Genomic DNA, 24,295 nt, shown 5'->3' on the forward strand with positions numbered 1-24,295 from the left:
GCGGCCGCAGCGACGGGCCGGGCCGGACGGGTGACTCCCCCGTCCGGCCCGGCCCGGTTCCGCCTGCCCTGAGGGACCATCAAATCGTGCTCAGATCACTCCACAAGCCCGTCCGGTACCCGTAGTGTCAGGGCCCATGACTGCAGCTATATCCGCTGACGGGATCCGTCAGCGGTACGGGGATGTACAAGCCGTCGACGGGGTCTCCCTCACCGTCGAGGCCGGCGAGTTCTACGGCATCCTGGGGCCGAACGGCGCCGGGAAGACCACCACACTGGAGATCCTGGAGGGGATCCGCAAGCCCGACGAGGGCCGGGTCGAGCTGCTGGGGCTGGCGCCCTGGCCGCGCAACCCGAAACTGCTGCCGAGGATCGGCGTGCAGTTCCAGGCCTCCGCCTTCTTCAACAAGCTGACGGCGCGCGAGACGATCCGCACCTTCGGCTCCTTCTACGGCGTCGGTCCCAAGCGGGCCGACGCGATGCTGGAGCGGGTCGGCCTGACCGAGTCGGCCGGCGTGATGACCGACAAGATGTCCGGCGGCCAGGCCCAGCGCCTCTCGATCGCCTGCGCGCTGGTCCACGAGCCGGAGCTGGTCTTCCTGGACGAGCCCACCACCGGCCTCGACCCGCAGGCCCGCCGCAACCTCTGGGACCTCCTGCGGACCATCAACGCCGAGGGCCGCACGGTCGTCCTGACCACCCACTACCTGGACGAGGCCGAGGTGCTCTGCGACCGCGTCTCGGTGATGGACCACGGGCGGATCCTGCGCACCGGTGCCCCGGCCGCGCTGGTCCGCGAGATCGACGACACCGTGCGGATCAGCGTCGAGTCCGGCCAGCTGACCGCCGAGCGCGCCCGCGAACTCCTCGCCGCCGCCGCCGGCGCCGAGGTCGAGGCCGTGGAGGACGACGGCGTCTCGCTCGCCGTCTCCACCCGCCTCCCCGGCCCGGTGCTCTCCGTGCTGGCCGAACAGAACGCCCTGCGCGGCCTCGAAGTGCGCGGCGCCACCCTGGAGGACGTCTTCCTCCAGCTCACCGGACGGGAGTACCGCGCATGACCGCCGAACACGCCCGGACGGACGGCACGCAGCCCGACGGCACGCAGCCCGACAGCGTCCGGACCGGGGACGCCCCGGCCGACGGCACCCGGACCTCCGCCGTCCCGGCCCAGCGGAAGCCCGCCACCCCCGCTGCGCCCGACGGGCAGCCGGAGCGCGAACGGGTGAGCGCCTTCGTCAGCCTCTCCCGGGTGATGCTGGTCGCCTTCTTCCGGGACAAGGCCGCCGTCTTCTTCGTGCTCCTCTTCCCGCTGATGTTCCTCATGCTGTTCGGCACCCTGCTCAAGAGCGGCGGCACCGCGCACGCCAAGGTGGTGCAGGTCGGCGCCGTCCAGTTGCTGGACGCGGTGCAGGGCGACGGCCGGGCCGAGCTGGAGAAGGTCCTCTCCATCAGCAGGAACGACGACGAGGCCGCCGCGCTGGAACAGGTCCGCAAGGGCGACCTGGACGCGCTGATCAAGCAGGGCCCGGACGGCAGGATCGTGCTGCGTTTCAGCGCCGCCGACCAGGTCCGGGCCGGCACCGTCCAGGGCATCGTCAACTCGGTGGTCCAGCAGGCCAACCAGGCCGCCTCCGGCAAGCCGCCGGCCTTCGTGCTGGACTCCGTCCGGGTCGAGGACGAGTCGCTGAAGCCGATCCAGTTCCTCACCCCCGGCCTGCTGGGCTGGGCGGTGGCGACCGGCGCGGTGTTCAGCGCCTCGCTGACCCTGGTGTCCTGGCGGCAGAAGAAGGTGCTGCGGCGGCTGCGGCTGGCCCCGGTGAGCCCCGGGGCGATCGTGGGCTCCCGGATCGCCGTCTCGGTGCTGACGGCGCTGGCCCAGACCGCCATCTTCCTGGCGATCGCCACCACGCCGTTCTTCGGGCTCAAGCTGAGCGGCAACTGGTGGCTGATCGTCCCGCTGGTGGTCTGCGCGACCATCGCCTTCATGTCGATCGGCCTGCTGGCCGGGTCGCTCGCCAAGACCGAGGAGGCGGCCAACGGCATCTCGCAGATCATCGTGCTGCCGATGTCGTTCCTGTCCGGCTCGTTCTTCCCGACCGACGACATGCCGTCCTGGCTGAAGATGATCTCCAACGCGCTGCCGCTCAAGCACCTGGTCACCGCCGCGCAGTCGGTGCTCTCCCGGGGCGGCGGCGTGATGGACGCCCTGCCGGCCATGGGCGGGCTGCTGGTGTTCGCCGCGGTCGTCACCGCGATCGCCTGGCGTTTCTTCAGCTGGGAGGACGCTTAACAAAGGTCTCCGGCCCGTGCAAGGGGTCGTACGCCGGGAGTCCTGGTCCCCAGGTCCCGGTGTACGACCCCGGTGCCGTCTGCGACCATGGTCGGGTGAAAGAGATCCGGCGTGGCACGCTCAGCGAGGAGACCTTCTTCGACCAGGTCGGCGGGGAGCCGACCTTCCGACGGCTGGTGCACCGGTTCTACCAGGGCGTCGCCGAGGACGAGTTGCTGCGGCCGATGTACCCCGAGGAGGACCTCGGCCCCGCCGAGGAGCGCCTCGTACTCTTCCTGATGCAGTACTGGGGCGGCCCGCGCACCTACAGCGAGCACCGCGGTCACCCCCGGTTGCGGATGCGGCACGTCCCGTTCAAGGTGGACCGCGCGGCGCACGACGCCTGGCTGAGGAACATGCGGGTGGCGGTGGACGAGCTGGCGCTGCCGGCCGACGCCGCGCAGCAGCTCTGGGACTACCTCACCTACGCCGCCGCCTCGATGGTCAACACCGAGGGCTGACTCACCTCAGCGGGCTGAGCCCCAGCCCCGCACCGGGCGCGGCCGCCGTACGGACGGCCACCGAGCCGGCCGGGGCGCTCAACCGCAGCCAGCCGCCGGCCCGGTGCACGGTCAGCGGCGCGTCCGGCTTCAGGAAGCCGATCACATGGGCCGCGTGCGCGGCGCGCAGCGGCAGCTCGGGCAGCACGGTCACCGGCCGGGACCAGATCTCGTCGGCCAGCGCGTCCAGCACCGCCCTGGTCCGGTGGTGCGCCGGGACGGCCTCGCTGCGCTCGCGGAACTCCCGCACGGCGGCCATCAGTTCGGGATAGACCCGGTCGGCCGGCGGCTCGCCGAGCAGCCGCCAGCCGGTGCGCGGCGGCAGCAGGCCGGCCCAGGCCGGGCCGGTCACGGCGTCGGGCAGGACGGCGGTGTCCGCCTCGTCGTCCACGCCGTCCAGCAGTCGGCCGGCCGAGACGGTGCGGTCGACCGGCTCACCGAGCGCGGTCAGCCGCGCGGTGCGGATCGCGAGGACGCCCGAACCGCCCAGCGGCAGCCGCCCGAAGACCGCCAGCACGCCCGGGCCGTCCGCCGCGGGCACCGCCTGCAACCGCACCGCCGCCGCCTTGTCGAAGCGGAGCAGCCGGACCAGGAACGCGGCCAGGTCGGCGGCCTCCCCGGCGTCGGCGAGGGCGAGGGGGGCGGTACCGGTCAACGCGAGTCAGCTCTAATCCGTGTGTGTCGGTGGGTGGTCGTGCGCCCGGGCCGGCCGGTCGGGCCGCCCGGACGGGCCGCGGCTCAGGCCGCCGCGCCGACCGGCTCCGCGTCCAGGCTGCGGTCGCCCTTGCTGTGGCCGTCCGTGCTGCCCTCGTCCGTGAAGCGGCCGAGGAACTCCCGCTCCACCGGGCTGATCCGGCGCGGCCGGCCCTCGGCAAGGTCGTAGGGGACGACCACGGTGGACGCCCGGACGTAGACCGTCTCGGTGCCGTCCTCGGCGGTGTCCTTGATCTCGTACGCCACCGTGAGCGAGGCGCCGCCGATCTTGGTCACCCAGGTCTCGATGGTGACCGGCTCGGGCCGGTGCACCAGCGGCCGCTTGTAGTCGATCTCGTGGCGCGCCACCACCGAACCGCCCGCGAACTCCCCCGCACCGGCGGCGGCGGCCTGGGTGAACATGAAGTCGATCCGGGCCTCCTCCAGGTAGCGCAGGAAGACGACGTTGTTGACGTGCCCGAACGCGTCCATGTCGGACCAGCGCAGCGGACAGGCGTAGATGTGGCGTGCCACGGGTGTTCTCCTCGACGTCCGGTGACCCGCCGCACGGAGGTGGCGGTGGGCCGCGGCCCGGCAGGCCGCCCCCGGGGGGCAGTCTGCCGGGCCGTTGTGACGGCTGGGTGTCAGCCTCGGGTCAGCTTCTTGTAGGTGGCCCGGTGCGGACGGGCGGCGTCGGCGCCCAGTCGCTCGATCTTGTTCTTCTCGTACGACTCGAAGTTGCCCTCGAACCAGAACCACTTGCTCTCGCCCTCGTAGGCGAGGATGTGGGTGGCCACCCGGTCCAGGAACCAGCGGTCGTGGGAGATGACCACGGCGCAGCCGGGGAACTCCAGCAGCGCGTTCTCCAGCGAGGAGAGGGTCTCGACGTCGAGGTCGTTGGTGGGCTCGTCGAGGAGCAGCAGGTTGCCGCCCTGCTTGAGGGTGAGCGCCAGGTTGAGGCGGTTGCGCTCACCACCGGAGAGCACGCCGGCCGGCTTCTGCTGGTCCGGGCCCTTGAAGCCGAACGCGGAGACGTAGGCACGGGACGGCATCTCGACCTGGCCGACGTTGATCCAGTCCAGGCCGTCGGAGACGACCTCCCAGAGCGTCTTCTTCGGGTCGATGTTGGAGCGGGTCTGGTCGACGTAGCTGATCTTGACCGTGTCGCCGACCTTGACCTTGCCGGAGTCCGGGGTCTCCAGGTCCTGGAGCATCTTGAACAGCGTGGTCTTGCCGGCGCCGTTCGGGCCGATGATGCCGACGATGCCGTTGCGCGGCAGGGTGAAGCTCAGGTCGTCGATCAGAACCTTCTCGCCGAAGGCCTTGTTGAGGTTCTCCACCTCGATGACGACGCTGCCCAGACGCGGGCCCGGCGGGATCTGGATCTCCTCGAAGTCCAGCTTCCGCATCTTGTCGGCCTCGGCCGCCATCTCCTCGTAGCGGGCCAGACGGGCCTTGGACTTCGCCTGGCGGCCCTTGGCGTTGGAGCGGACCCACTCCAACTCCTCCTTGAGCCGCTTGGCGCGCTTGGCGTCCTTCTGGCCCTCGACCTTGAGGCGCGACTGCTTGCTCTCCAGGTAGGTGGAGTAGTTGCCCTCGTAGCCGATCGCGCGGCCGCGGTCGAGCTCCAGGATCCAGCCGGCCACGTTGTCCAGGAAGTACCGGTCGTGGGTGACGGCGACGACGGTGCCGGCGTACTTGGCCAGGTGCTGCTCCAGCCAGTTCACCGACTCGGCGTCCAGGTGGTTGGTGGGCTCGTCGAGCAGCAGCAGGTCGGGGGCCTCCAGCAGCAGCTTGCAGAGCGCGACGCGGCGCTTCTCGCCACCGGAGAGCTTGGTGACGGCCCAGTCGCCGGGCGGGCAGCCCAGCGCGTCCATGGCCTGCTCCAGCTGGGCGTCGAGGTCCCAGGCGTTGGCGTGGTCCAGGTCCTCCTGGAGCTTGCCCATCTCGTCGAGCAGCGCGTCCGAGTAGTCGGTGGCCATCAGCTCGGCGATCTCGTTGAAGCGGTTGAGCTTCGCCTTGATCTCCTTGACGCCGTCCTCGACGTTCTCCAGGACCGTCTTGGTCTCGTCCAGCGGCGGCTCCTGGAGCAGCATGCCGACGGTGTACCCGGGCGAGAGGAAGGCGTCGCCGTTGGAGGGCTGCTCCAGGCCGGCCATCATCTTCAGCACGGTGGACTTGCCGGCGCCGTTGGGGCCGACAACGCCGATCTTCGCCCCGGGGAGGAAGCTGAGCGTCACGTCGTCAAGGATGACCTTGTCTCCGTGCGCCTTGCGCACCTTGCGCATCGTGTAGATGTATTCCGCCACGTGAGATCGCTCCGGCGTCGTCGGGAGTAATTCGGCTTTCAGCCTTCCATTGTGCCGCACCCGACCCCGAGTCCCGAACCGCCTGCCGTGCCCCACTGGGGTATCCCGCCGGTCCGCTCCCCCCGCGTCCCGCCCGTGTGCCCCCGTGCGTGCCGCCCCGCACCCCGCCGCGCCCCGCTCACGCCCCGCCCACTCCCCCGGAACGCGGTCCGGCCCGGCCCCCGCAACTGGTGCGGGGAGCCGGGCCGGGGTGCTTCAGGGCCTCAGTGCCTCAGGCCCCTGGTGCGGCGTTGCCTCAGGCGGCGCTGCCACCGTGGCGGCCGCGACGGCGCAGGACGAAGACCGCGGCGCCACCGGCCACGACCAGAGCGCCGGCGACGGCGGCGATCACCGGGGTGGCGTCGTTACCACCGGTCTGGGCCAGACCACCGGTGGCGCCGGGGGCCGGGCTGGTGGCGACCGGAGCCGGCTTGGCAGCGGTGGTGGTGGCACCGGCCGACGGGGTGCCGGTCGGGGCCGGGGTGGTCGGGGCCGCGGTGGTCGGGCCGGCCGACGGGGTGCCGGTCGGCGTGGTGCCGGTGGCGACCTTGCAGTCCAGGACGCCCTTGAACTGCTTGCTGAAGCCGTTCGGGCCGGTGACCGTGATGTCGTAGGCGGCGTCCTCCGCGACCGGGACGACGACGCTCTCGACCTTGCCCGGCTGGACGGTGACGGCCTTGCCCGGCGTCACCGTGACGTTGGCGGCCTCGTCACCGGTGTTGGCGACGGAGACGCGGACGCCGTTGGCGTCGCACTCGACCTGGGCGGCGCTCTCCACGAGCGCGCCCTTGCCCTGCTTCCAGGCGGCCTTCGCGGCGTCCTTGACGCTGAGCTTGGTGGAGCCCGCCAGGATCATGGTCTGGCTGTGCTCGGCGGCGGTGTAGCCCTTGCTGAGGAAGACGCGGCCGCTGGGCACGACGGTGTCGGCGTTGGCGGTCACGGTGGCCGCGCCGTCCGGGGTACCGGCCGGCACGTCCAGGAACACCTGGGTGTCCTTGGCGATCGGGCCGGTCAGGCCGGTGACCGGCTTGCCGTCCTTGTCGACCAGCTTCACCTTGTCCGCGGCGTCACCGGCGACCGACAGCTTCACCTCGGAGGCGCTGGAGTTGACGGTGAACGGGCCGAGCTTGTTGCCGGGCTTGCCCGCCACCGCGTCCGGGGTGAGGCTCAGCGACGGCTTGGGCTCGGCGGCGATGCCCTTGTTCTTGTCGCTGACCAGGTAGTCGCGCAGCTGCTTGGCCTGCGGGTCGGTCGGGACGGCGTTCTTGTCGTCCGAGAACTTCCAGATCGCGGCCTGGGTACCGGCGGCGGCGTCCTCCTTGGTGAGCTCGCCCTGGACGCCGGCGTCCTTGGCCAGCTTCACGAGGTCGGTCACCTGCGGGTAGGAGTTCTCCAGGATCCAACGGATCTTGGCCGCGGCCGGAGCCTTGTCCTTGCCGCCGAGCGAGCTCGACTTCCAGTCCGACTCCTGGTACTTGACGCCGGCGTTGGTGTTCACCGGGTGGCCGAAGTCGATGCAGTACGTCTGGATCTCGCCGTTCTCGGTCTTCAGGGTGAACAGACCACCCTGGACACCCTGTCCGTCGACGATGACCTCTTCGCTCACCATCTTGGGCTGGAGCACGGCCGAGACGCCCGCACCGGGTGCGTCGGCCGCGACCGCCGCACCGGCCGCGAACAGGCTTCCGCCCAGCGCCAAGCTGGTCGTGAGCATGACAGTGGTTATGCGGGGGAGACTCTGCCTCTGCCTCTGGAACATCTGGGATCCCTCCGGGCCGGGCCATGCCGATGGGCTGCCCGCCTTGCATTGCCGCGCCCCCTGTGGCGCCGCTGCACTTGTGTGAACCAGACGAATCCTATTGAGCCAGGGGGGCGCGCAAACCCCCATGCGAAATCAGGACGATTCCGTATCTGGATCGTTATCAACCCCCCCACTATCCACACAAGCTGACGATCAGCCAGAAAGCCGGGTACTTTCGGTTAACCGATCAGGGATTGCGCGTGCGGGTACAACAACCGTCTCGATCAACATATTTGTCGACAGTTGAGATGTCCCGCCGGTCAGTCCGAGGACTCCTGCCCGTCACCTCCGATCCGCATGCCGTCCACCTGCACCCCCGCCACCGGAGAGGCCCCCACGGCCGCCGGCACCGTCGCCGGCGAGGGCCCGGACGGCGTCAACGCCGAAGCCTTCCAAGCCTGCAGTGCGTCCGCGATCCACCCGGGCACCGCCTCGTCGAACGCCACTCCTCCATCGTCGCCGGACGGCTCGCCCCGGCCCCCCGGCGACCACGTGAAGGCCGTGGTACCGCGACTGAGATCATGTCCGACCGATCGGGCTTCGATCTCGACCCTGCTGCGCCTGGCCTCCCCCTCCGTCCACTCCCGCACCCGCAGCCGGCCGCTCACCACCACGGGATCCCCCTTCGTCAGCGAGTCGATCAGATGACCCGCCAGCGCCCGCCACGCCGTCACCGTCACCCACTGCGTCTCGCCGTCCACCCACCCCTCCTTCTGCCGGTCGTACCGCCGCTCCGTCGACGCCAGCCGGAAGTTCGCCACCGGCACCCCGGCGGGGGTCCGGGCATAGCTCACCTCGGTCGCGACATTGCCGATCACCGTCACCTGAGTCCCGCTCACAGGACACGCTCCGTTCTCTCCAATGCACCGTACGGAATCGACCGGTGCGAGTTGAGAGTGCGCTTCCCGGGAAATCCGCGCCAGTGCGATCGGAAATCCTGTGGACAACTCGGCCCTGTGGAAAACCGGTGTCACTCACAGGGGTGAATTTCGGCCTTCAGGCCCTACTTCCGGCCCTTCTTCTGCGAGGTCATGACAAGAAACGCCCCGCTTCCCGGCCCGCCGGGACACCCCCAAGGGTGGCCCCGCCGGCCGTCGGCCCACGTCATCCGACCGAACGAACCCGAATACGGTCCCCCACCCGCCGTGACGGCGGCGCTTTCTCCGTGCCGAATCCATAACGGGTGGGGCGGCAGCCCCGTAACGACTGCACAACGTCCGGCGCCGAAGGCTGTCAGACCGCTGCACGCACGGCCTTCACCTGCGATTATCGGACCGCTCCACCGAAGCCGACACACCCGCGACGGTGTTGTTACACCCGGCCGAGGAACTGGGCACCCTTATCCTGTCCCCGACAGGGCAAGAGCCCGCCAACCCCCACCCCCACCCTCAGGTACGGGGCCGGACAGGCCGCACGCGCCCGTCGCCCGATCCCGGCAACGGTCACGCCCGCCAGGGCGCCGCCCGTCCCGCCCCCATAGCTCAGCGGATAGAGCACCCGCCTTCTAAGCGGTAGGTCGCAGGTTCGAATCCTGCTGGGGGCACCCCACCCGAATTCCCGCAGGCCACCACCCCGGTGGGGCATATGCCGACCCGGTCGCCGGGAAAAGCACGCACACCGACCGCACATAACCCGTGACAATGCGTATCGCCCCGGCGCCGGAAACGGCCCCACGGGAAACACCGGCACCGGGCGGCTGCACCACGGCGACGGGTCGGACTCGAACGGATACCGCGGGCCAATCCGGCATGACCGAGTACCGCCAGGACTCCGCGACCCCGGGGCGCTATGCCCCGGGGGCGGCTATCCCCGCCAGGTAGGCGTCCAGCAGCTCCGCCTGCCGCGCGGCCGGGAACTCCGCGGGGGCGAACAGGGCCTGCACCACCAGCCCCAGCACGAAGGCCTGCGCCCCCGCCGCGAGCCGCGCCGCGTCCACCCCGGCGGGCAGTTCGCCGAGCCGCTGCGCGGCCGCGACGTGCCCGGTCAGCGCGTCCCGCGCCCGGGCGTACCGCGCGGCGTGCGCGGAGGCCAGCTCCGGATCGGCCAGCGCGACGTCCCAGGAGCCGACCCAGATCCGGTTCCCCGCCGTGGCCGGCCCGTCCAGCGGCAGGACGTCGAGCAGCGCCGCCCGCAGCCGGGGCAGGCCGGCCGGCGGCGGCTCGCTGCCGTCGGCCGGGGCGGTGCGGCGCGGGCGTTCGAGGGAGCGCCGGTCCAGTTCGTCGAGCGCGTAGGCCACCAGGGCCCGCTTGTTGGGGAAGTAGTGCGTCAGCAGCCCGGTCGAGGCGCCCATCTCGGCGGCCACCGCGCGCAGCGTCAGCCCCTCGAAACCGCGCGAGGAGAGCACCCGCCAGACCGCCTCGGAGACTTCCAGGCGTCGGGCGTCGTGGTCTCCGCGGGCTGGCGTCATGGGGGCTATCGTACATACCAAACGTTTGTTATGTATGTACGGACCGTCCCGCACCGCTCCTCGAAAGGCCTGCCCATGTTCACCCTCCCGCTCGCCGACAACGCCGAGCTGCGCCCCCTGGAACCGTGGCAGGCCACCGAGTTCCTCGCCCACATCGACCGGGCCCGCGCCCACACCGACCCGTGGATCGGCTGGGCCGGCTACTCCACCGACCTCGACTCCGCCCGCGCCACGCTCCAGCGCTACGCCGACCGGCAGGCCGCCGACACCGGCCGGATCTTCGGCATCTGGGCCGACGACACCCTCGTCGGCGGCGTGATGTTCCCGCAGTTCGACGTTGCCGCCGGCAACTGCGAGATCGGGGTCTGGACCGAGCCCGCCGGCGAGGGCCGCGGCCTGGTCGCCGCCGCCGTCCGCATCCTGATCGACTACGCCTTCAACACCCGGGGCATGCACCGGATCGAGTGGTACACCAGCCCGAACAACCTCCGCAGCCGGGCACTCGCCCAGCGGGTGGGCATGAAGCTGGACGGCACGCTGCGGGAGCACTACCCGCACGACGGCGGCCGGCTCGACAAGGAGGTCTGGTCGATCCTCGCCCACGAGTGGAAGCCCGCCTCCTGACGCGGCACCGGCCGGGCACCGGCCGCACCACCCGCCCCACCGCACCCCGTCCCGCGCACCCCGCACCCCGTCCCGCGGGGCGAACGCGACAGGGCCCGGCGGACCGAAGTCCACCGGGCCCTGCGCCGGCCCGCCCCGACCGGCCCCGCCGGCCGGGCTCAGGCGGCCAGCACCCGCTGCTCCGCCACCGGCTCCTCCACCGGACGCCGGGGCAGCCGCAGGGCGAGCAGCAGGACCAGCGCCATCACCCCGGCCGCCGAGAGGAAGACCACGTCCACCGCGCCGACGAAGCTCTGCACCGCGTGCTCCCGGGCCGCTCCGGTCATCCGGCCCACCGCGCCGAGCGGCGTGCCGGGCTCGTCGGCCTCGAAGGCCCGGGCCAGCACGGTGCCGAAGAGTGCCGCGCCCAGCGCACTGCCGAGCGTCTGGAAGAACCGGATGCCGGTGGTGGCGACACCCAACTGGTGGGCCGGGGCGGCGTCCTGGACGACGCTGATGAGCTGGCCGATCAGCTGGCCCAGGCCGACCCCGAGCAGCACCAGCTCGGCCCGCACCAGCCAGAGCGAGGTGGCCGGGCCGCTCAGCCCGAGCAGCAGCAGGGCGACGGTGGCGCAGGCCCCGCCGGCGGCCAGCAGCGTCCGGGTCTGGACGCCTTGCGCGGTCAGCCGGTTGACCACCATGCCGATGACCGTCATGCCGATCGCCATCGGGATCAGGTAGAGGCTGGCCGAGGTCGCGGCGACGCCGCGGGCGACCTGGAGGTAGAGCATCACGTACATGATCGCGCCCATCAGGCCCATGCCGACCAGGCCCTGCACCGCGAAGCCGATCCGGATCTCCGGGACGCGGAAGAGCGAGAGCGGCAGTACCGGCTCGGCGGCGGTGGCCTGACGCCAGACGAACAGGAGCAGCGCGGCCAGGGCCGCGGCGGCCAGCGCGAGGATCTGCGGGGAGGTCCAGGCGTAGTCCTTGCCGCCCCACTCGGTCAGCAGCAGCAGCGAGGTGGCGAACGCGGCGGCGAGCGTGGCGCCGAGGAAGTCCAGGCCGCGGCTGCCGGCCCCCTGGGGAAGCTTGAGCAGGACGGCGGCGCCGACCAGGACGAGCAGGCCGAGCGGCAGGTTGACGTAGAAGATCCAGCGCCAGTCGAGGTGATCGGCCAGCAGTGCGCCGATCAGCGGCCCGAGGGCCATGCCGGCGCCGCCGACGATGCCGCCCATACCGCCGCCGCCCTTCGCCCCCTCCTCGGGGTCCTTGAGCTGGGCCATCACCACCATCGTCACGCTCATCAGCCCGCCGCCACCGATGCCCTGGACGGCGCGGAAGGCGATCAGCTGCTCCATCGACTGCGCGGCCCCGCAGAGCGCCGAGCCGAACAGGAAGGTGCCGACGGCCGCGAGCAGCACCCGCTTGGCACCGTGGAGGTCGCAGAGCTTGCCGTAGAGCGGCAGCAGCGCGGTGGCGGCCAGGGCGAACGCGCTGACCAGCCAGGGCAGCCGGTCGACGCCGTGGACGGGGTCGAGGTCCCGGACGATCGGCACGGTGGCCGCCGACACGATGTTCATGTCGAGCACGGCCAGGATGATCGTGATCAGGCAGAGGAGCATGCCCAGCTTGCGCTGCGGCTCCGTCATCAGAGCTGCTGCCGGCGCGGTGGCGGCCATCGGAAATCCCCCCGGGGGTAACGGAATTCGGGCGATCGAACGGGAGCCGGGCCGCACCGGTGGAGCCCGGCGCGGCGGCACGGCTCCACCATGGCAGTCATTTTTGACTCGGTCAATTCTTCATCCCGACCTATCTTCGGATCCGGTACATCTTTAGCCCGGGTAGATGTTTGATCCTGGTACAGTCATGGCATGGTGAAGAGCACTGGGACCGCCACCCCCGACGGGCTGAGCCTGCGCGAGCGCAAGAAGCGCCAGACCGCCATCCGGATCTGGCGCAGTGCCATCGCCCTGTTCGCCGAGCGGAGCTTCGACGAGGTGTCGGTCGCCGAGATCGCCGCCGCCGCCGAGGTCTCGAAGATGACCGTCTTCAACTACTTCCCGTCCAAGGAAGACCTGGTCATGGCGCCGATGGAGCAGCACGTCGACGAGCCCGCCCGGGTGGTGCGCGACCGCGCCCCCGGCACCTCGGCGGTGGCCGCACTGCGCGCCCACTTCGTGGCCGCGCTGGCCGGGTTCGACCCGGCCACCGGGCTCAACGACGACCGGTTCACCATCGACGTGGTGCAGCTGATCCACCGCACTCCCGCGCTGGCCCTGCGCGCGACCACCACGTTCAGCCACACGGCGAACGAGCTGCTGGCCGCCGAGCTGCTCGCCCAGGACCCGGAGGGCGACCGGGTCCGCGCCCGGGCCGCCGCCGCCCAACTCCTCGGTGTCCGGGTGACGCTGACCACCGAGAACCAGCGCCGGATGCTGGCCGGCGAGCGGGCCGCCGACGTACTGCCGGAGGCCGTCGACAACGCCCGGCGCGCCTTCGACCTGGTCGAGCACGGCCTCGGCGACTACGGCACCCGCACCACCTGAGGCCCCGCCCCGACGCCCCCGCCCCGCCTCGACCTCCCCGCCCCGCCTGCTCCACCGGCCGGCCCACCGCCCGGGGCACCCCGTCGCGGCGGCCCGCCCGACGGCCCCGCCCGACCCGCCTGAGAGAGTGTCCGCACCACGATCTCCGGAGGTGCACATGGACCAGCCGCTGCTCACGCGGGACCGCTCCCCGCTGCCCACCCACGTCGACGGCCTCCGCGCCCACGTCGGCGAGGACGGCGTCGCGGTACTGGAGTTCAACCGGCCGCACCGGCGCAACGCCATCACCCTGGCGATGTGGCAGGCCCTGCCCAAGCTGCTGTTCCGGATAGCCGAACAGCCGAGCGTGCGCGCGCTGCTGGTCACCGGCGCGGGAGGCACGTTCAGCGCCGGAGCGGACATCGACGAGCTGTCCGAGATCTACACCGACCCCGACCGCGCCGACGCCTACCACGCCGACAACGTCGCCGCCGAGGAGGCGCTGGCGCACTTCCCGCACCCGACGATCGCGGTGGTGCACGGCGCCTGCGTCGGCGGCGGCTGCCAGCTGGCCGTCGCCTGCGACCTGCGGTGGGTCGCCGACGACGCCCGGATGGGCATCACCCCGGCCAAGCTCGGCGTGGTCTACCCGGCCGTGCCCACCCTGCGGCTCGCCCGGCTGGTGGGGCCGTCCCGGGCCAAGATGATGCTGTTCTCCGGCGAGCTGCTGACCGGCCTGCGCAACTCGGTGATCGGCCTCGCCGACCGGGTCGGACCCGGCGCCGGACTGGACGCCGACGCCCTGGAGTTCGCCCGGCTGCTCACCAGGCGCTCGCCGCAGACGATCGGAGCGGTCAAGGCGGCGCTGGCCGTCCCGCCGGAGCAGGCCGCCGAGGCGCTGCGGCCCTGGGAGCGCCGTTCCCGGGAGGCCCCGGACGTGCGCGAGGGGCTCGCCGCCTTCCTGGAGGGCCGGCCGCCCCGGTTCTGACCCCGCGCCGGACCATGACGATCATCCGATCGAACGGACAGCCGTTCCCCCCAGGAGCACCCACCGAGATGACCACGCCTACGAGCACCACACCGACGAGCACCGCGCCGACGGGCACCACACCGACGAGCACCGCGCCGACGGGCACCACACCGACGGGCACCACGCTCTGGGCCCGCCGGGTCACCGACGGCGTCGAGCCGAAGAACGTGATCATCGCGATGCTGCCGCTGCTCGGCGTCCTGCGCTACGGCTGGCACGGGCTCGGCTGGGCGCTGTTCGCCGCGCTGTTCGCCGCCGTGATCCCGACGCTGTTCATCCGGCGCGGCGTCCGCAGGGGCACGCTGGAGGACCGGCACGTCGGCCACCGGCAGCGGCGGCTCACGGTGCTCCCCTTCATCATGGGGTCGGTCCTGACCTGCTTCGCGGTGATGCTCGGGCTGGACGCCCCGGCCGACCTGACCGCGACGGTGCTGGCGATGTTCGTCTCGCTGGTGCCGATCCTGGTGATCACCGTCTGGTGGAAGGTCTCCGTCCACACCGCCGTGGCGAGCGGCGCGGTGGTCTGCCTGGCGGTCGCGCTCGGCCCGTGGTGGCTGCTGGCGGCCCCGCCGGTCGCGGTGATCGGCTGGTCCCGGGTGGTGCTGCGGGACCACACCACCGCGCAGACGGTCGCCGGCGCGGTGGTGGGCGCCCTCACGGCCGGGCTCACCTTCTGGGCGGCCCGCTGATCGACGGCCCGCCGGCAGCCGCCCCGCCACGCCGGCCCCACCCCGGCCCGAAGGCAGCCGCCCCGGCCGGCGGGCGGGCCGCCACCCGACAAGTGGTCAGGCCACCCGCGGGGCGGGCCGGCCGCCCGGTCAGCGGATCGGCATCCCGGAGATCGCCCGGGCGATCACCAGCCGCTGGATCTCGCTGGTGCCCTCGAAGATCGAGTAGATCGCGCTGTCCCGGTGCATCCGCTCCACCGGGTACTCCCGGGTGAACCCGTTGCCGCCGAGGATCTGCATCGCCTGTGCGGTGACCCACTTGGCCGTCTCACCCGCGTAGAGCTTGGACATCGAACCCTCGGCCGCGGTGAACGGCTGGTTGTTGGCCGCCATCCAGGACGCCCGCCAGACCAGCAGCCGGGCCGCGTCGATCCGGGTCTTCATGTCGGCCAGCTGGAAGGCCACGCCCTGGTTGTCGATGATCGGCCGGCCGAACTGCACCCGCGTCTTCGCGTAGTCCAGCGCCACCTCGTACGCGGCCCGGGCGATGCCGATCGCCTGCGCCCCGACGGCCGGGCGGGAGGCCTCGAAGGTGGCCATCGCCGCGTTCCTGCCCTTCCCGCTCCGGGCGCCCTCGCGGGCCCGGGCCAGCCGCTCGTCCAGCTTCTCCTTGCCGCCGAGCAGGCAGTGGCCGGGCACCCGGACGGAGTCCAGCACCACCTCGGCGGTGTGCGAGGCGCGGATGCCGTGCTTCTTGAACTTCTGGCCCTGGCTCAGCCCGGCCGTGCCCGGCGGCACCACGAAGGAGGCCTGTCCGCGCGCGCCGAGCGCCGGGTCGACGGTGGCGACCACCACGTGGACGGCGGCGATCCCGCCGTTGGTGGCCCAGGTCTTGGTGCCGTTCAGCACCCACTCGTCGGCGGCCTCGTCGTAGACGGCCCGGGTGCGCAGCGCGGAGACGTCGGAGCCGGCGTCCGGCTCGGAGGAGCAGAACGCGGCCACCTTGACGTCGTCCGGGGTGCCGAACATCTGCGGCGCCCAGGTGCCGATCTGCTCGTCGGTGCCGTTGGCGAGCACCGCGACCGCGGCCAGCGTGGTGCCGACGATGGAGAGGCCGATGCCGGCGTCGCCCCAGAACAGCTCCTCCATGGCGATCGGGATGCCGACGCCGGAGGGGTCGAAGTACTGCTGGGCGTAGAAGTCCAGGGAGTAGATGCCGAGTTTGGCGGCCTCCTGGATGACCGGCCAGGGGGTCTCCTCGCGTTCGTCCCACTCGGCCGCGGCGGGGCGCATGACGTCGGCGGCGAAGCCGTGCAGCCAGTCGCGTACGGCGAGCTGGTCCGCGCCCGGGTCCAGCGAGAACGTGCTCATGATGCATACCTCCGATGAAGGGCCGGCCGCCGGGAGGCGGCCCGCGCCGACGGCTGCCGGCGAGGCCACGCCGAGTGTTACCCCCGGTAACATCGAGGGAGTCTGCTACTGATTGGTAACTGATGTCAACGGCCCGAACGAGGAGCAGCGCATGTCTTCAGAGCCCCGCCGCGAGCAGCTGCTCAACGCCGCCGACCGGGTGATCCAGCGGGACGGCCCGGCCGCCAGCATGAACGCCATCGCCGCCGAGGCCGGGATCACCAAGCCGATCCTGTACCGCCACTTCGGCGACCGGAACGGCCTGATCAGGGCACTGACCGAGCGTCACACCAGCGGCCTGCTGGCCGCCGTCCGGGCCGCGCTCAGCGAGCCGCTGGAACGCCGCGACCGGGTCGAGCACGTGCTGGACACCTACCTGGCCGGGATCGAGGCCCGCCCGCAGGTCTACCGCCTGCTCACCCACCCCGAACCCGGCGACCCGAGCGGCGTCGGCCACGCGCTCGCCCCGGCGCTGCGGCGGATCGCCGAGGAGATCACCCGCGCCGTCGAGAGCCAGGTCGACCTCGGCGCCGACCGCGAACTCCTCGCCGAGGCCTGGGGCCGGGGCATCACCGGCATGGTGCTGGCGGCCGGCGACTGGTGGCTGGAGACCAGACCCTGCTCGCGCACCCGGATGGTCCAGGCGCTCGCCGACCTGCTCTGGGGCCGGCTCGCGGCCGCCGCCGACCTGCCCACCGCCGCCCTGCCCGCCCCCGCCGCCGAGCCGCCGCCGGCCTGATCCCGCCGCCCCCGAGCCGCCGGACCCGGACCGGACTCTTGTGCGGTACACGGCGATCCGGGCATCATCGGGCCCCACCCCCAGCCCGCGAGCCTCGGCCCGCGAGATCCTGTGAGGTCCCGATGCGCCTGCGCCGCACCGCCGTTGCCCTCCTGCTCGCCGCCACCACCGCCCTCGCCACGCCGCTCGCCGCCACCCCGGCGGCCGCGCAACCGGCGCCGCACCGGGCGGAGTTCCCCACCGGGACGGCCACCGCCCCGGACGGCCGCACCAGCCTCACCGACGCCACCGGCCGCCGGCTCCAGCTGCGCGGCTTCAACCTCGACAAGTACGCCGAGGCCACCGAGCAGGACGTCAGGTCCCTCGCGGAGCAGGGCTTCACGCTGATCCGGGTGGCCGTCTCCTGGACCAGGCTGGAGCCCGAACGCGGCCGCCTCGACCGGGCCGAGCTGGCCCGGCTGCAACGGCTGCTCGGCTGGGCCGACCGGTACGGCGTGCTGGCCCTGGTCGACTTCCACCAGGACGTCTACGGACCGAAGTTCGGCGGCGGCGACCGCGGCATCCCCGTCTGGGCCACCCGCGACGACGGCCTGCCGTTCACCCCGGACCCGGACGACTGGTTCGCCGGCTACTTCCAGCCCGCCGTCCAGGCCGCCTTCCGCCACCTCTACGACGACCCCGACCTGCGCACCTGGCAGGCCGACTTCTACACCCGGCTGGCCCGCGAACTGTGCGGCCACCGCTCCCTGCTGGGCTACGACCTGTTCAACGAGCCGTTCGGCCCGGTGGACGGCGACCCGACCGACCCGGCGGTGCTGGCCGCCGCCTCCGCCGCCCTCGAACAGGGCCGGCTCGCCGACATGTACGACCGGCTGATCCGGGCCGTGCGCGCGGCGGACACCCGCGCCTGGCTCTTCGTCGAACCGACCGTCCTGGTCGGCCAGGGCGTGCCCACCCGGCTGCCCGGCTTCACCGACCCGCGCCCCGGCGGCCCCCGGCTCGGCTACGCACCGCACTTCTACGACACCGCGGTCGAGTCCGGCGCCGACTGGGACGAGAACGGCGGCTTCGTCGAGAACTACACCGCCGCGATCACCGCCTACCCGGCCGCCCACCGGCTGCCGGTCCTGGTCGGCGAATGGGGGCCGCCCGACTCCCGCAGGCCGGGCAACACCCGGCTGGTCCGCCGGCAGGTCGCGGCCATGGACGGCTTCGCCGCCGGCTGGGCCATGTGGTACTGGTGCCGGGGCAACGGCGGCTACTGCGCGCTCGACCCGGCCGGGCGCCCCGCCCCCGGCGACGAACCCGTCTTCGGCCCCTACCCGACGGCGGTCGCGGGGACGGACGCGACCACCACCGCGACGCCGTCCGGCCACACCGTCCACTGGACCGCCGACGGCACCGGCCGCAGCACCGAACTCGCCCTGCCCGCCGCCGCGTTCCCGACCGGCGTGCGGATCGCCGTCACCCCGGCCGGCGCCCGGGTCGACGTCGACCAGCCGGCCGGCGACCGGGCCGGCACCGCCCGGATCCGCCTCCCGCACACCCGCCCGGGCACCCCGGTCACCGTCACGCTGGTCCCGCGCTGACCCCCCGGGGTGGCCTGCCCGCGGGCGGGCCACCCCGCGGCGCGCTACGCCAGGCCGCGGCGCGCCAGCAGCGGGCCGGTCTGCGGGTCACGCCCCACCACCGCCCGGAAGGAGTCCAGCGCGTCCCGGCCGTCCCCGCGCGACAGCAGCTCGCGGCGGAACACCTCGCCGCTCTCCCGCACGGTCCGGCCGTTCGTCCCGAACCACTCCACCGTCTCGGCGTCCAGCACCTCCGACCAGATGTACGCGTAGTAGCCCGCGCTGTACCCGCCGGAGAAGACGTGCGAGAAGTACGCCGTCCGGTAGCGCGGCGGGATCGCCGCCACCGCGACACCGGCCTTGGCCAGCGCCGCGGCCTCGAACTCCTCGGCGTCCGCGATCTCCTGGCCCGCCGGGACGGTGTGCCAGGCCCAGTCCAGCAGGGTCGCCGCCAGGTACTCGACGGTGCGGAAGCCCTGCCCGAAGCCCTCCGCGGCGGCCATCCGCCCGACCAGCCCGTCCGGCAGCGGCTCGCCCGTCACGTGGTGCCGGGCGTAGTTGGCCAGCACCTCCGGCCGGACCATCCACATCTCGTTGACCTGCGAGGGGAACTCGACGAAGTCGCGCGGCACCGCGGTGCCGGCGAAGTACGGGTACCGGACGTCCGAGAAGAGCCCGTGCAGCGCGTGCCCGAACTCGTGGAACAGCGTGCGGACCTCGTCCCACGAGAGCAGCACCGGCTCGCCGGCCGCCGGCTTGGCGATGTTCAGGTTGTTGAACACCACCGGCCGCTTCCCCAGCAGCCGCGACTGGGTGACCAGCTCGTCCATCCACGCCCCGCCGCGCTTGGACGCCCGGGCGTGGAAGTCCCCGAGGAAGAGGCCCAGCGAGCCGCCGTCCTCCTCGAACACCTCGAAGACCCGCACGTCCGGGTGGTACGCCACGAGGTCCGGCCGCTCGGTGAAGGTCACCCCGTACGCCAGGTTGGCGGCGAAGAAGACGCCGTCCCGCAGCACCCGCTCCAGCTCGAAGTACGGGCGCAGCGCCGCCGCGTCCACCTGGTACGAGGCCTGCCGCACCTGCTCCGAGTAGTACGCCCAGTCGTGCGCGGCGATCTCCTCGATCCCGTCGGCGGCGGCCAGCTTGGCCAGCTCCGCGGCCTCGCGGCGGGCGTTGGCCACCGCCGGCGGCACCAGCCGGGCCAGCAGCCCGTCCACCGCCCCGACGCTGCCCGCCGTCTCGTCCGCCACCACGTACGCGGCGTGCGTGTCGTAGCCGAGCAGCGCGGCCCGCTCGGCTCGCAGTGCGGCCATCCGGATCGCCAGCGGGCCGTTGGTGTCGGCCGCGCGGCCCAGCGAGGCCGCCAGGAGGCGCTCGCGCACCGAGCGGTCGGTGAGGAAGGCCAGCTCGGTCTGGTTGGAGAAGCTCTTCAGGCTGAGCACGTACTTGCCGTCGTGCCCGAGCGCCCGGCCGTTCTCGGCGGCGGCGGCGATCGCGTCCGGCGAGAGCCCGGCCAGCTCCTCGGCGGAGTCCAGCACCAGCGCGCGGGCCTTCGAGTCGGCCGTCACGTTCAGCCGGAACTCCGACGAGGCGGTGGCGAGTTCGGCGTTCAGCGCACGCAGCCGCTGCTGCTCGCCGGCGCCCAGCCGGGCGCCGGCCCGGACGAAGGCGGTGTGCCACCGCTCCAGCAACCGCAGCGACTCGGCGTCCAGCCCCAGTGCGGCCCGCCGCCCGTGCAGCGCGTCGATCCGGGCGAACAGCGCGGCGTCCAGGAGGATCGCGTCGGTGTGCGCCGCCAGCTTCGGGCTGGTCTCGGCGTCCACCTGGTCCACCAGCGGCGAGGTGTCCGCGGAGGCCTGGTTGTCGAAGACGGCCCGGACCCGTCGCAGCAGCGCCCCCGACCGCTCCAGCGGGACCAGCGTGTTGTCGAAGGTCGGCTCCGCCGGGTCGGCCGTGATCGCGGCGATCTCGGCCAGCTGATCGGCCATCCCACGCTCGAACGCGGGCAGGTAGTGCTCTTCCCGGATCGCGGCGAAGGGCGGCAGTTCGTAGACCAGGGTGCTGGGCACGAAGAAGGGGTTCTCGCTCATTCTGCCGACCCTACGCGGTGTCACCGGCGCTGCCTACGGCCCCCGGCCCGGTCCCCGGCGCTCCGCGCGGACCCCGGCGTACCGGCCGGTACGCGCGCCCGGGGCGCATTGTCGTACCCACCGGCTACCGTCGAGGTCCCGGGGACCGTCACGACGGCCCCCACCCCCCGAGCACCCGTCCAGACGGTCCCTACCCGTCCGCCCGAGAGGAGGAGCCCCCCGTGGCACCCCGGATCGTCCTCGTCCCCGACCCGCACGGCCCCGGCGGCCGGCTCCAGCCCCTCGACGAGGCCGGCGAACCGCTCGGCCCGCCCGCCGCCACCACCGACCTGGCCGCCGCCGTCGCCGACGCCGAGCGGGCGGGTGCCGTACGCTGGGTCTGGGCCGCCGCCGACAGCGCCTACGCCCCGCTGCTCCCCCGGCTGCCCGACCGGCTCGCCCGCTGCCACGACCTGCGCCTGGTCGAGGCGCTGCTGCTGGCCCACGAGGGCCGGTTCGGCGCCCCGCGCTCGCTCGGCGCCGCCTGGGCCCGGCTCCGCGGCCTGCCCGTCCCGGCCGACCTGCCCGAGCCCGGCTCCGCCGAGTCCGACGACGGGCAGGACACCCTGTTCGCCCCCGACCGGCTGCAACTGCCGCCCGGCGCCGATCCGCTGGCCGCCGTCGTCGCCGTCCACGCCGAGCAGCAGCGGCGGCTGGGCGCGATCGCCGACCCCGGCGCGCGGTCCCGGTTCCGGCTGCTGGCCGCCGCCGAGTCGGCCGGCGCGCTGGTGGCCGCCGAGATGGCGTACGACGGGCTGCCCTGGCGCGCCGACATCCACGACCGGCTGCTCACCGAGCTGCTCGGCCCCCGCCCGGCCATCCCCGGCAGCCGCCCCCGGCTGCTCGCCGAGCTGGCCGCCGAGCTCCAACAGGCCCTCGGCGGGCGCCCGTTCAACCCCGACTCGCACAGCCAGGTGCTGCGCGCCTTCGCGGAGCGGGGCATCCAGCTCGGCTCCACCCGGTCCTGGGAGCTGAAGGCGGTGGACCACCCGGCCGCGAAGCTGATGATCCGCTACAAGGAGCTCTCCCGGATCCACGCCGCGCACGGCTGGGCCTGGCAGGACGCCTGGGCCCGCGGCGGCAGGTTCCGCCCCGAGTACGTGGTCGGCGGCGTGGTCTCCGGCCGCTGGGCCAGCCGGGGCGGCGGCGCCCTGCAGATCCCGCGCATCCTGCGCCGCGCCGTGGTCGCCGACCCGGGCTGGCTGCTGGTCGTCGCCGACGCCGCCCAGCTGGAGCCGCGCGTCCTCGCCGCCCTCTCCCAGGACACCGGCCTCGCCCGCACCGCAGCCGGCGGCGACCTCTACGAGGCGCTCGCCGCCTCCGCCTTCCAGGGGGACCGCGACAAGGCCAAGCTCGGCCTGCTCGGCGCCATGTACGGGCAGACCAGCGGCGACATCGGCCCGCTGCTCGCCACCCTGCGCCGCCGCTACCCGGCCGCCATGGGCTACGTGGAGGCGGCCGCACGCACCGGCGAGGACGGCGGCGTGGTCACCTCCCGGCTCGGCCGGGCCTGCCCGCCGCCGTCCGCCGACTGGCTCGACCTCACCGAGGCCCCGGAGTCCGCCGGGGACGCCGGCGGCCGCTCGGCCCGCGCCCGGGGCCGCTTCACCCGCAACTTCGTGATCCAGGCCAGCGCCGCCGACTGGGCGCTCGCCCTGCTCGCGGCGCTGCGCCGCCGCTTGGCCGCCCTGCCGGTGGCCGACCCGGCCGACCGGCCGCACCTGGTCTTCTTCCAGCACGACGAGGTGGTGGTGCACACCCCCGCCAACCTGGCCGACGAGGTGGCCGCCGCCGTCGACGCGTCCGCCGACGAGGCCCGCCGGCTGGTCTTCGGGGACACCCCGGTCCGGTTCCCGCTCAGCACCGCCGTGGTCGACTGCTACGCCGACGCCAAGTAGCGGCCCGCGCCCGGGCCTTGCCGCCGCCCGCGCCCCGCCTCGCCTCGCCTCGCCTCGCCAGGAGCCGGCGGCGGAGCCCCGGGCCCCGCCCCGCACCGCCCCTCAGAGCTTGCGGAAGGCGCGCGCCTCCTCGGCCGCCGCCACCACCTCGGCCAGCGCCGCCCCGGTGGACGCGGTCACCGCCGCCGAGACCGCGCCCTCCACGAACGGCGCGTCCACCAGCACGACCCCGGGCCGCGGCTCGTCCTCCAGCACCGTGACGGCGGTCAGCACCGAGCTGCCGAGGTCCGGCAGCACCACCACACCGGCCCCGCCGTCCGCCTCCGCGACGGCCCGGGCGATCAGCTCGTAGCTGGTGCCGAGCCCGCCCTCCTCCGTCCCGGCGGCCGCCACCACCCGCACCGCGTCGGAGGCGAGTTCCCCCAGCAACTCCTTCAGCCCGGCGGCCAACCGCGCACTGTGCGAGACCAGGACGATGCCCACGTAGTCGCTCATACCGCCGACCCTACGGCCGCCGCGCCGCCGCGCACGAGTGGCCCGCCGCCGGCTCCGGGCACCCGCCGCCGCGTGTCGCACCCCGTGCCGGCGACCCCCGTCTGGCGTAGCGTCGGGTCAGCATCGTCTGCCGAGGGAGCGAAGCGCCGTGAAGAAGCTGATCAACACCCCGGAGAGCGTCCTGGAGGACGCGCTGGCCGGAGTCGCCGCCGCCCACCCGGAGTTGACGGTGGACCTCGCGAACCGGGTGATCACCCGTGCCGTCCGGCCGGCCGCGCCGAAGGTCGCGCTGGTCTCCGGCGGAGGGTCCGGCCACGAGCCGCTGCACGGCGGCTTCGTCGGCCGGGGCATGCTGGACGCCGCCTGTCCCGGCGAGGTCTTCACCTCCCCGGTACCGGACCAGGTGCTGGCCGCGGCGAAGGCCGTGGACTCCGGCGCGGGCGTGGTCCTCGTGGTGAAGAACTACACGGGCGACGTGATGAACTTCGAGCTGGCCGCCGAACTGGCCGCTGAGGAGGGCATCGAGGTCCGCACGGTGCTGGTCGACGACGACGTCGCGGTCGAGGACTCGACGTGGACGGCCGGGCGCCGCGGCACCGGCGCGACCGTGCTGGTGGAGAAGACGGCGGGTGCGCTGGCCGAGCGCGGCGCCACCCTGGACGAGGTGGCCGCCCTGGGCGAGCGGGTGAACGCCGCCTCCCGCTCCTTCGCGATCGCGCTGACCGCCGCGACCGTCCCCGCGGCGGGCAAGCCCGGCTTCGACCTGCCGGAGGACGAGATCGAGGTCGGTGTCGGCATCCACGGCGAGCCCGGCCGCCGCCGGGAGAAGCTCCGCCCGGCCCGCGAGCTGGCCGCCGAGGTGGTGGAGACGATCCTCACCGACCACCACCTGACCGCGGGCGACGAGGTGATCGCCCTGGTGAACGGTCTCGGCGCCACCCCGCTGCTGGAGCTGTACATCGTCTTCGGCGAGGTGGCCGCCCGGCTGGCCGGGCGCGGCATCACGGTGGCCCGCAGCCTGGTCGGCAACTACGTCACCAGCCTGGACATGGCGGGCTTCTCGCTCACCCTGACCCGGGCCGACGCCGAGCTGCTGGAGCTCTGGGACGCGCCGGCCGACACCCCCGCCCTCAAGCGGGCCTGAGCGAGG

21 protein-coding genes and 1 tRNA gene are annotated in these 24,295 nt (G+C 73.3%); 12 read left to right on the forward strand and 10 right to left on the reverse strand.

Annotated features, from left to right (window positions below; genetic code table 11):
• The first annotated feature begins 136 nt into the window (after positions 1-136).
• From C2142_RS11955 to C2142_RS11965, 3 genes are all read left to right on the forward strand, one after another.
• Positions 137-1,057 carry an ABC transporter ATP-binding protein gene (locus C2142_RS11955; protein WP_148642626.1) on the forward strand — a complete coding sequence of 307 codons (921 nt, stop codon included), beginning with the start codon at positions 137-139 and terminating at the stop codon, positions 1,055-1,057.
• Positions 1,054-2,289, forward strand: coding sequence for an ABC transporter permease (locus C2142_RS11960; protein ID WP_241002529.1), 1,236 nt, complete (start codon positions 1,054-1,056; stop codon positions 2,287-2,289). The genes C2142_RS11955 and C2142_RS11960 overlap by 4 nt, the downstream gene beginning before the upstream one ends.
• 95 nt (positions 2,290-2,384) lie before the next feature.
• Positions 2,385-2,789: a globin gene (locus C2142_RS11965; RefSeq protein WP_148642627.1), complete on the forward strand. Its 405-nt coding sequence runs from the start codon at positions 2,385-2,387 to the stop codon at positions 2,787-2,789.
• Position 2,790: 1 nt separating this feature from the next.
• Here C2142_RS11965 and C2142_RS11970 read toward each other — a convergent pair whose 3' ends face one another.
• From C2142_RS11970 to ssb, 5 genes are all read right to left on the reverse strand, one after another.
• A complete protein-coding gene (locus C2142_RS11970) occupies positions 2,791-3,483 on the reverse strand; it encodes a hypothetical protein (protein WP_148642628.1) in 693 nt (230 codons plus the stop codon).
• Between the two features lie 83 nt (positions 3,484-3,566).
• Positions 3,567-4,055 carry a thioesterase family protein gene (locus tag C2142_RS11975; RefSeq protein WP_148642629.1) on the reverse strand — a complete coding sequence of 163 codons (489 nt, stop codon included), beginning with the start codon at positions 4,053-4,055 and terminating at the stop codon, positions 3,567-3,569.
• Positions 4,056-4,165: 110 nt separating this feature from the next.
• Positions 4,166-5,830, reverse strand: a complete 1,665-nt coding sequence (ettA, locus tag C2142_RS11980) for an energy-dependent translational throttle protein EttA (protein WP_148642630.1) — start codon at positions 5,828-5,830, stop codon at positions 4,166-4,168.
• A gap of 295 nt (positions 5,831-6,125) precedes the next feature.
• Positions 6,126-7,583, reverse strand: a complete 1,458-nt coding sequence (locus C2142_RS11985) for a Cys-Gln thioester bond-forming surface protein (protein ID WP_148642631.1) — start codon at positions 7,581-7,583, stop codon at positions 6,126-6,128.
• Between the two features lie 347 nt (positions 7,584-7,930).
• Entirely contained in the window at positions 7,931-8,509 is a 579-nt protein-coding gene (ssb, locus tag C2142_RS11990) for a single-stranded DNA-binding protein (protein WP_162002458.1), read from the reverse strand.
• A 631-nt stretch (positions 8,510-9,140) separates the two neighbouring features.
• Here ssb and C2142_RS11995 point away from each other — a divergent pair.
• Positions 9,141-9,213: transfer RNA gene (locus tag C2142_RS11995), tRNA-Arg, on the forward strand.
• Between the two features lie 243 nt (positions 9,214-9,456).
• On the opposite strand, the gene C2142_RS12000 is transcribed toward C2142_RS11995, so the two are convergent.
• On the reverse strand, positions 9,457-10,077 hold the full coding sequence (locus C2142_RS12000) for a TetR/AcrR family transcriptional regulator (RefSeq protein ID WP_148642633.1): 621 nt from the start codon (positions 10,075-10,077) through the stop codon (positions 9,457-9,459).
• A 75-nt stretch (positions 10,078-10,152) separates the two neighbouring features.
• On the opposite strand from C2142_RS12000, the gene C2142_RS12005 reads away from it, so the two are divergent.
• Positions 10,153-10,701 carry a GNAT family protein gene (locus tag C2142_RS12005; protein WP_148642634.1) on the forward strand — a complete coding sequence of 183 codons (549 nt, stop codon included), beginning with the start codon at positions 10,153-10,155 and terminating at the stop codon, positions 10,699-10,701.
• A 158-nt stretch (positions 10,702-10,859) separates the two neighbouring features.
• Here C2142_RS12005 and C2142_RS12010 read toward each other — a convergent pair whose 3' ends face one another.
• Positions 10,860-12,362 (reverse strand): MFS transporter, encoded by a 1,503-nt coding sequence (locus tag C2142_RS12010; protein WP_241002530.1) that lies wholly within the window; start codon positions 12,360-12,362, stop codon positions 10,860-10,862.
• A 192-nt stretch (positions 12,363-12,554) separates the two neighbouring features.
• On the opposite strand from C2142_RS12010, the gene C2142_RS12015 reads away from it, so the two are divergent.
• From C2142_RS12015 to C2142_RS12025, 3 genes are all read left to right on the forward strand, one after another.
• Positions 12,555-13,229, forward strand: coding sequence for a TetR/AcrR family transcriptional regulator (locus C2142_RS12015; protein ID WP_148642635.1), 675 nt, complete (start codon positions 12,555-12,557; stop codon positions 13,227-13,229).
• Between the two features lie 157 nt (positions 13,230-13,386).
• Positions 13,387-14,196 carry an enoyl-CoA hydratase/isomerase family protein gene (locus C2142_RS12020; RefSeq protein ID WP_148642636.1) on the forward strand — a complete coding sequence of 270 codons (810 nt, stop codon included), beginning with the start codon at positions 13,387-13,389 and terminating at the stop codon, positions 14,194-14,196.
• Positions 14,197-14,264: 68 nt separating this feature from the next.
• Entirely contained in the window at positions 14,265-14,927 is a 663-nt protein-coding gene (locus C2142_RS12025) for a hypothetical protein (protein WP_148642637.1), read from the forward strand.
• A 129-nt stretch (positions 14,928-15,056) separates the two neighbouring features.
• Here the strand turns inward: C2142_RS12025 and C2142_RS12030 are convergent, their stop codons facing one another.
• Positions 15,057-16,277, reverse strand: a complete 1,221-nt coding sequence (locus C2142_RS12030; RefSeq protein ID WP_148642638.1) for an acyl-CoA dehydrogenase family protein — start codon at positions 16,275-16,277, stop codon at positions 15,057-15,059.
• Between the two features lie 151 nt (positions 16,278-16,428).
• On the opposite strand from C2142_RS12030, the gene C2142_RS12035 reads away from it, so the two are divergent.
• Both C2142_RS12035 and C2142_RS12040 read left to right on the forward strand, forming a co-directional pair.
• Positions 16,429-17,055 carry a TetR family transcriptional regulator gene (locus C2142_RS12035; protein ID WP_148642639.1) on the forward strand — a complete coding sequence of 209 codons (627 nt, stop codon included), beginning with the start codon at positions 16,429-16,431 and terminating at the stop codon, positions 17,053-17,055.
• Between the two features lie 122 nt (positions 17,056-17,177).
• Complete coding sequence (locus C2142_RS12040) at positions 17,178-18,644, forward strand: cellulase family glycosylhydrolase (RefSeq protein ID WP_148642640.1); 1,467 nt, start codon at positions 17,178-17,180, stop codon at positions 18,642-18,644.
• 44 nt (positions 18,645-18,688) lie between these two features.
• Here C2142_RS12040 and C2142_RS12045 read toward each other — a convergent pair whose 3' ends face one another.
• Positions 18,689-20,713 carry a M3 family metallopeptidase gene (locus tag C2142_RS12045; RefSeq protein WP_148642641.1) on the reverse strand — a complete coding sequence of 675 codons (2,025 nt, stop codon included), beginning with the start codon at positions 20,711-20,713 and terminating at the stop codon, positions 18,689-18,691.
• A gap of 221 nt (positions 20,714-20,934) precedes the next feature.
• Here C2142_RS12045 and C2142_RS12050 point away from each other — a divergent pair, with 221 nt between their 5' ends.
• Positions 20,935-22,650 carry a bifunctional 3'-5' exonuclease/DNA polymerase gene (locus tag C2142_RS12050; protein ID WP_148642642.1) on the forward strand — a complete coding sequence of 572 codons (1,716 nt, stop codon included), beginning with the start codon at positions 20,935-20,937 and terminating at the stop codon, positions 22,648-22,650.
• A 102-nt stretch (positions 22,651-22,752) separates the two neighbouring features.
• On the opposite strand, the gene dhaM is transcribed toward C2142_RS12050, so the two are convergent.
• Positions 22,753-23,145, reverse strand: coding sequence for a dihydroxyacetone kinase phosphoryl donor subunit DhaM (gene dhaM / locus C2142_RS12055; protein ID WP_148642643.1), 393 nt, complete (start codon positions 23,143-23,145; stop codon positions 22,753-22,755).
• A gap of 148 nt (positions 23,146-23,293) precedes the next feature.
• On the opposite strand from dhaM, the gene dhaK reads away from it, so the two are divergent.
• The gene (gene dhaK / locus C2142_RS12060; RefSeq protein ID WP_148642644.1) at positions 23,294-24,289 is read left to right on the forward strand and encodes a dihydroxyacetone kinase subunit DhaK; all 996 of its coding nucleotides are present in this window, start codon (positions 23,294-23,296) and stop codon (positions 24,287-24,289) included.
• Positions 24,290-24,295: the final 6 nt, after the last annotated feature.

The sequence above is a fragment of the Streptomyces sp. CB01881 genome (assembly GCF_002953255.1).
GTDB lineage: Bacteria > Actinomycetota > Actinomycetes > Streptomycetales > Streptomycetaceae > Kitasatospora.

What these genes read in the sequence shown, in the direction of transcription:
- C2142_RS11985 (WP_148642631.1), bottom strand. Translation starts at nt 7,583, where the DNA reads ATGCTCACGACCAGCTTGGCGCTGGGCGGAAGCCTGTTCGCGGCCGGT.
- C2142_RS12045 (WP_148642641.1), bottom strand. Translation starts at nt 20,713, where the DNA reads ATGAGCGAGAACCCCTTCTTCGTGCCCAGCACCCTGGTCTACGAACTG.
- C2142_RS12035 (WP_148642639.1), top strand. Translation starts at nt 16,429, where the DNA reads ATGTCTTCAGAGCCCCGCCGCGAGCAGCTGCTCAACGCCGCCGACCGG.
- C2142_RS11955 (WP_148642626.1), top strand. Translation starts at nt 137, where the DNA reads ATGACTGCAGCTATATCCGCTGACGGGATCCGTCAGCGGTACGGGGAT.
- C2142_RS12025 (WP_148642637.1), top strand. Translation starts at nt 14,265, where the DNA reads ATGACCACGCCTACGAGCACCACACCGACGAGCACCGCGCCGACGGGC.
- C2142_RS12020 (WP_148642636.1), top strand. Translation starts at nt 13,387, where the DNA reads ATGGACCAGCCGCTGCTCACGCGGGACCGCTCCCCGCTGCCCACCCAC.
- dhaM (WP_148642643.1), bottom strand. Translation starts at nt 23,145, where the DNA reads ATGAGCGACTACGTGGGCATCGTCCTGGTCTCGCACAGTGCGCGGTTG.
- C2142_RS12000 (WP_148642633.1), bottom strand. Translation starts at nt 10,077, where the DNA reads ATGACGCCAGCCCGCGGAGACCACGACGCCCGACGCCTGGAAGTCTCC.
- C2142_RS12015 (WP_148642635.1), top strand. Translation starts at nt 12,555, where the DNA reads ATGGTGAAGAGCACTGGGACCGCCACCCCCGACGGGCTGAGCCTGCGC.
- C2142_RS12005 (WP_148642634.1), top strand. Translation starts at nt 10,153, where the DNA reads ATGTTCACCCTCCCGCTCGCCGACAACGCCGAGCTGCGCCCCCTGGAA.
- C2142_RS12040 (WP_148642640.1), top strand. Translation starts at nt 17,178, where the DNA reads ATGCGCCTGCGCCGCACCGCCGTTGCCCTCCTGCTCGCCGCCACCACC.
- C2142_RS11960 (WP_241002529.1), top strand. Translation starts at nt 1,054, where the DNA reads ATGACCGCCGAACACGCCCGGACGGACGGCACGCAGCCCGACGGCACG.
- C2142_RS12030 (WP_148642638.1), bottom strand. Translation starts at nt 16,277, where the DNA reads ATGAGCACGTTCTCGCTGGACCCGGGCGCGGACCAGCTCGCCGTACGC.
- C2142_RS12010 (WP_241002530.1), bottom strand. Translation starts at nt 12,362, where the DNA reads ATGGCCGCCACCGCGCCGGCAGCAGCTCTGATGACGGAGCCGCAGCGC.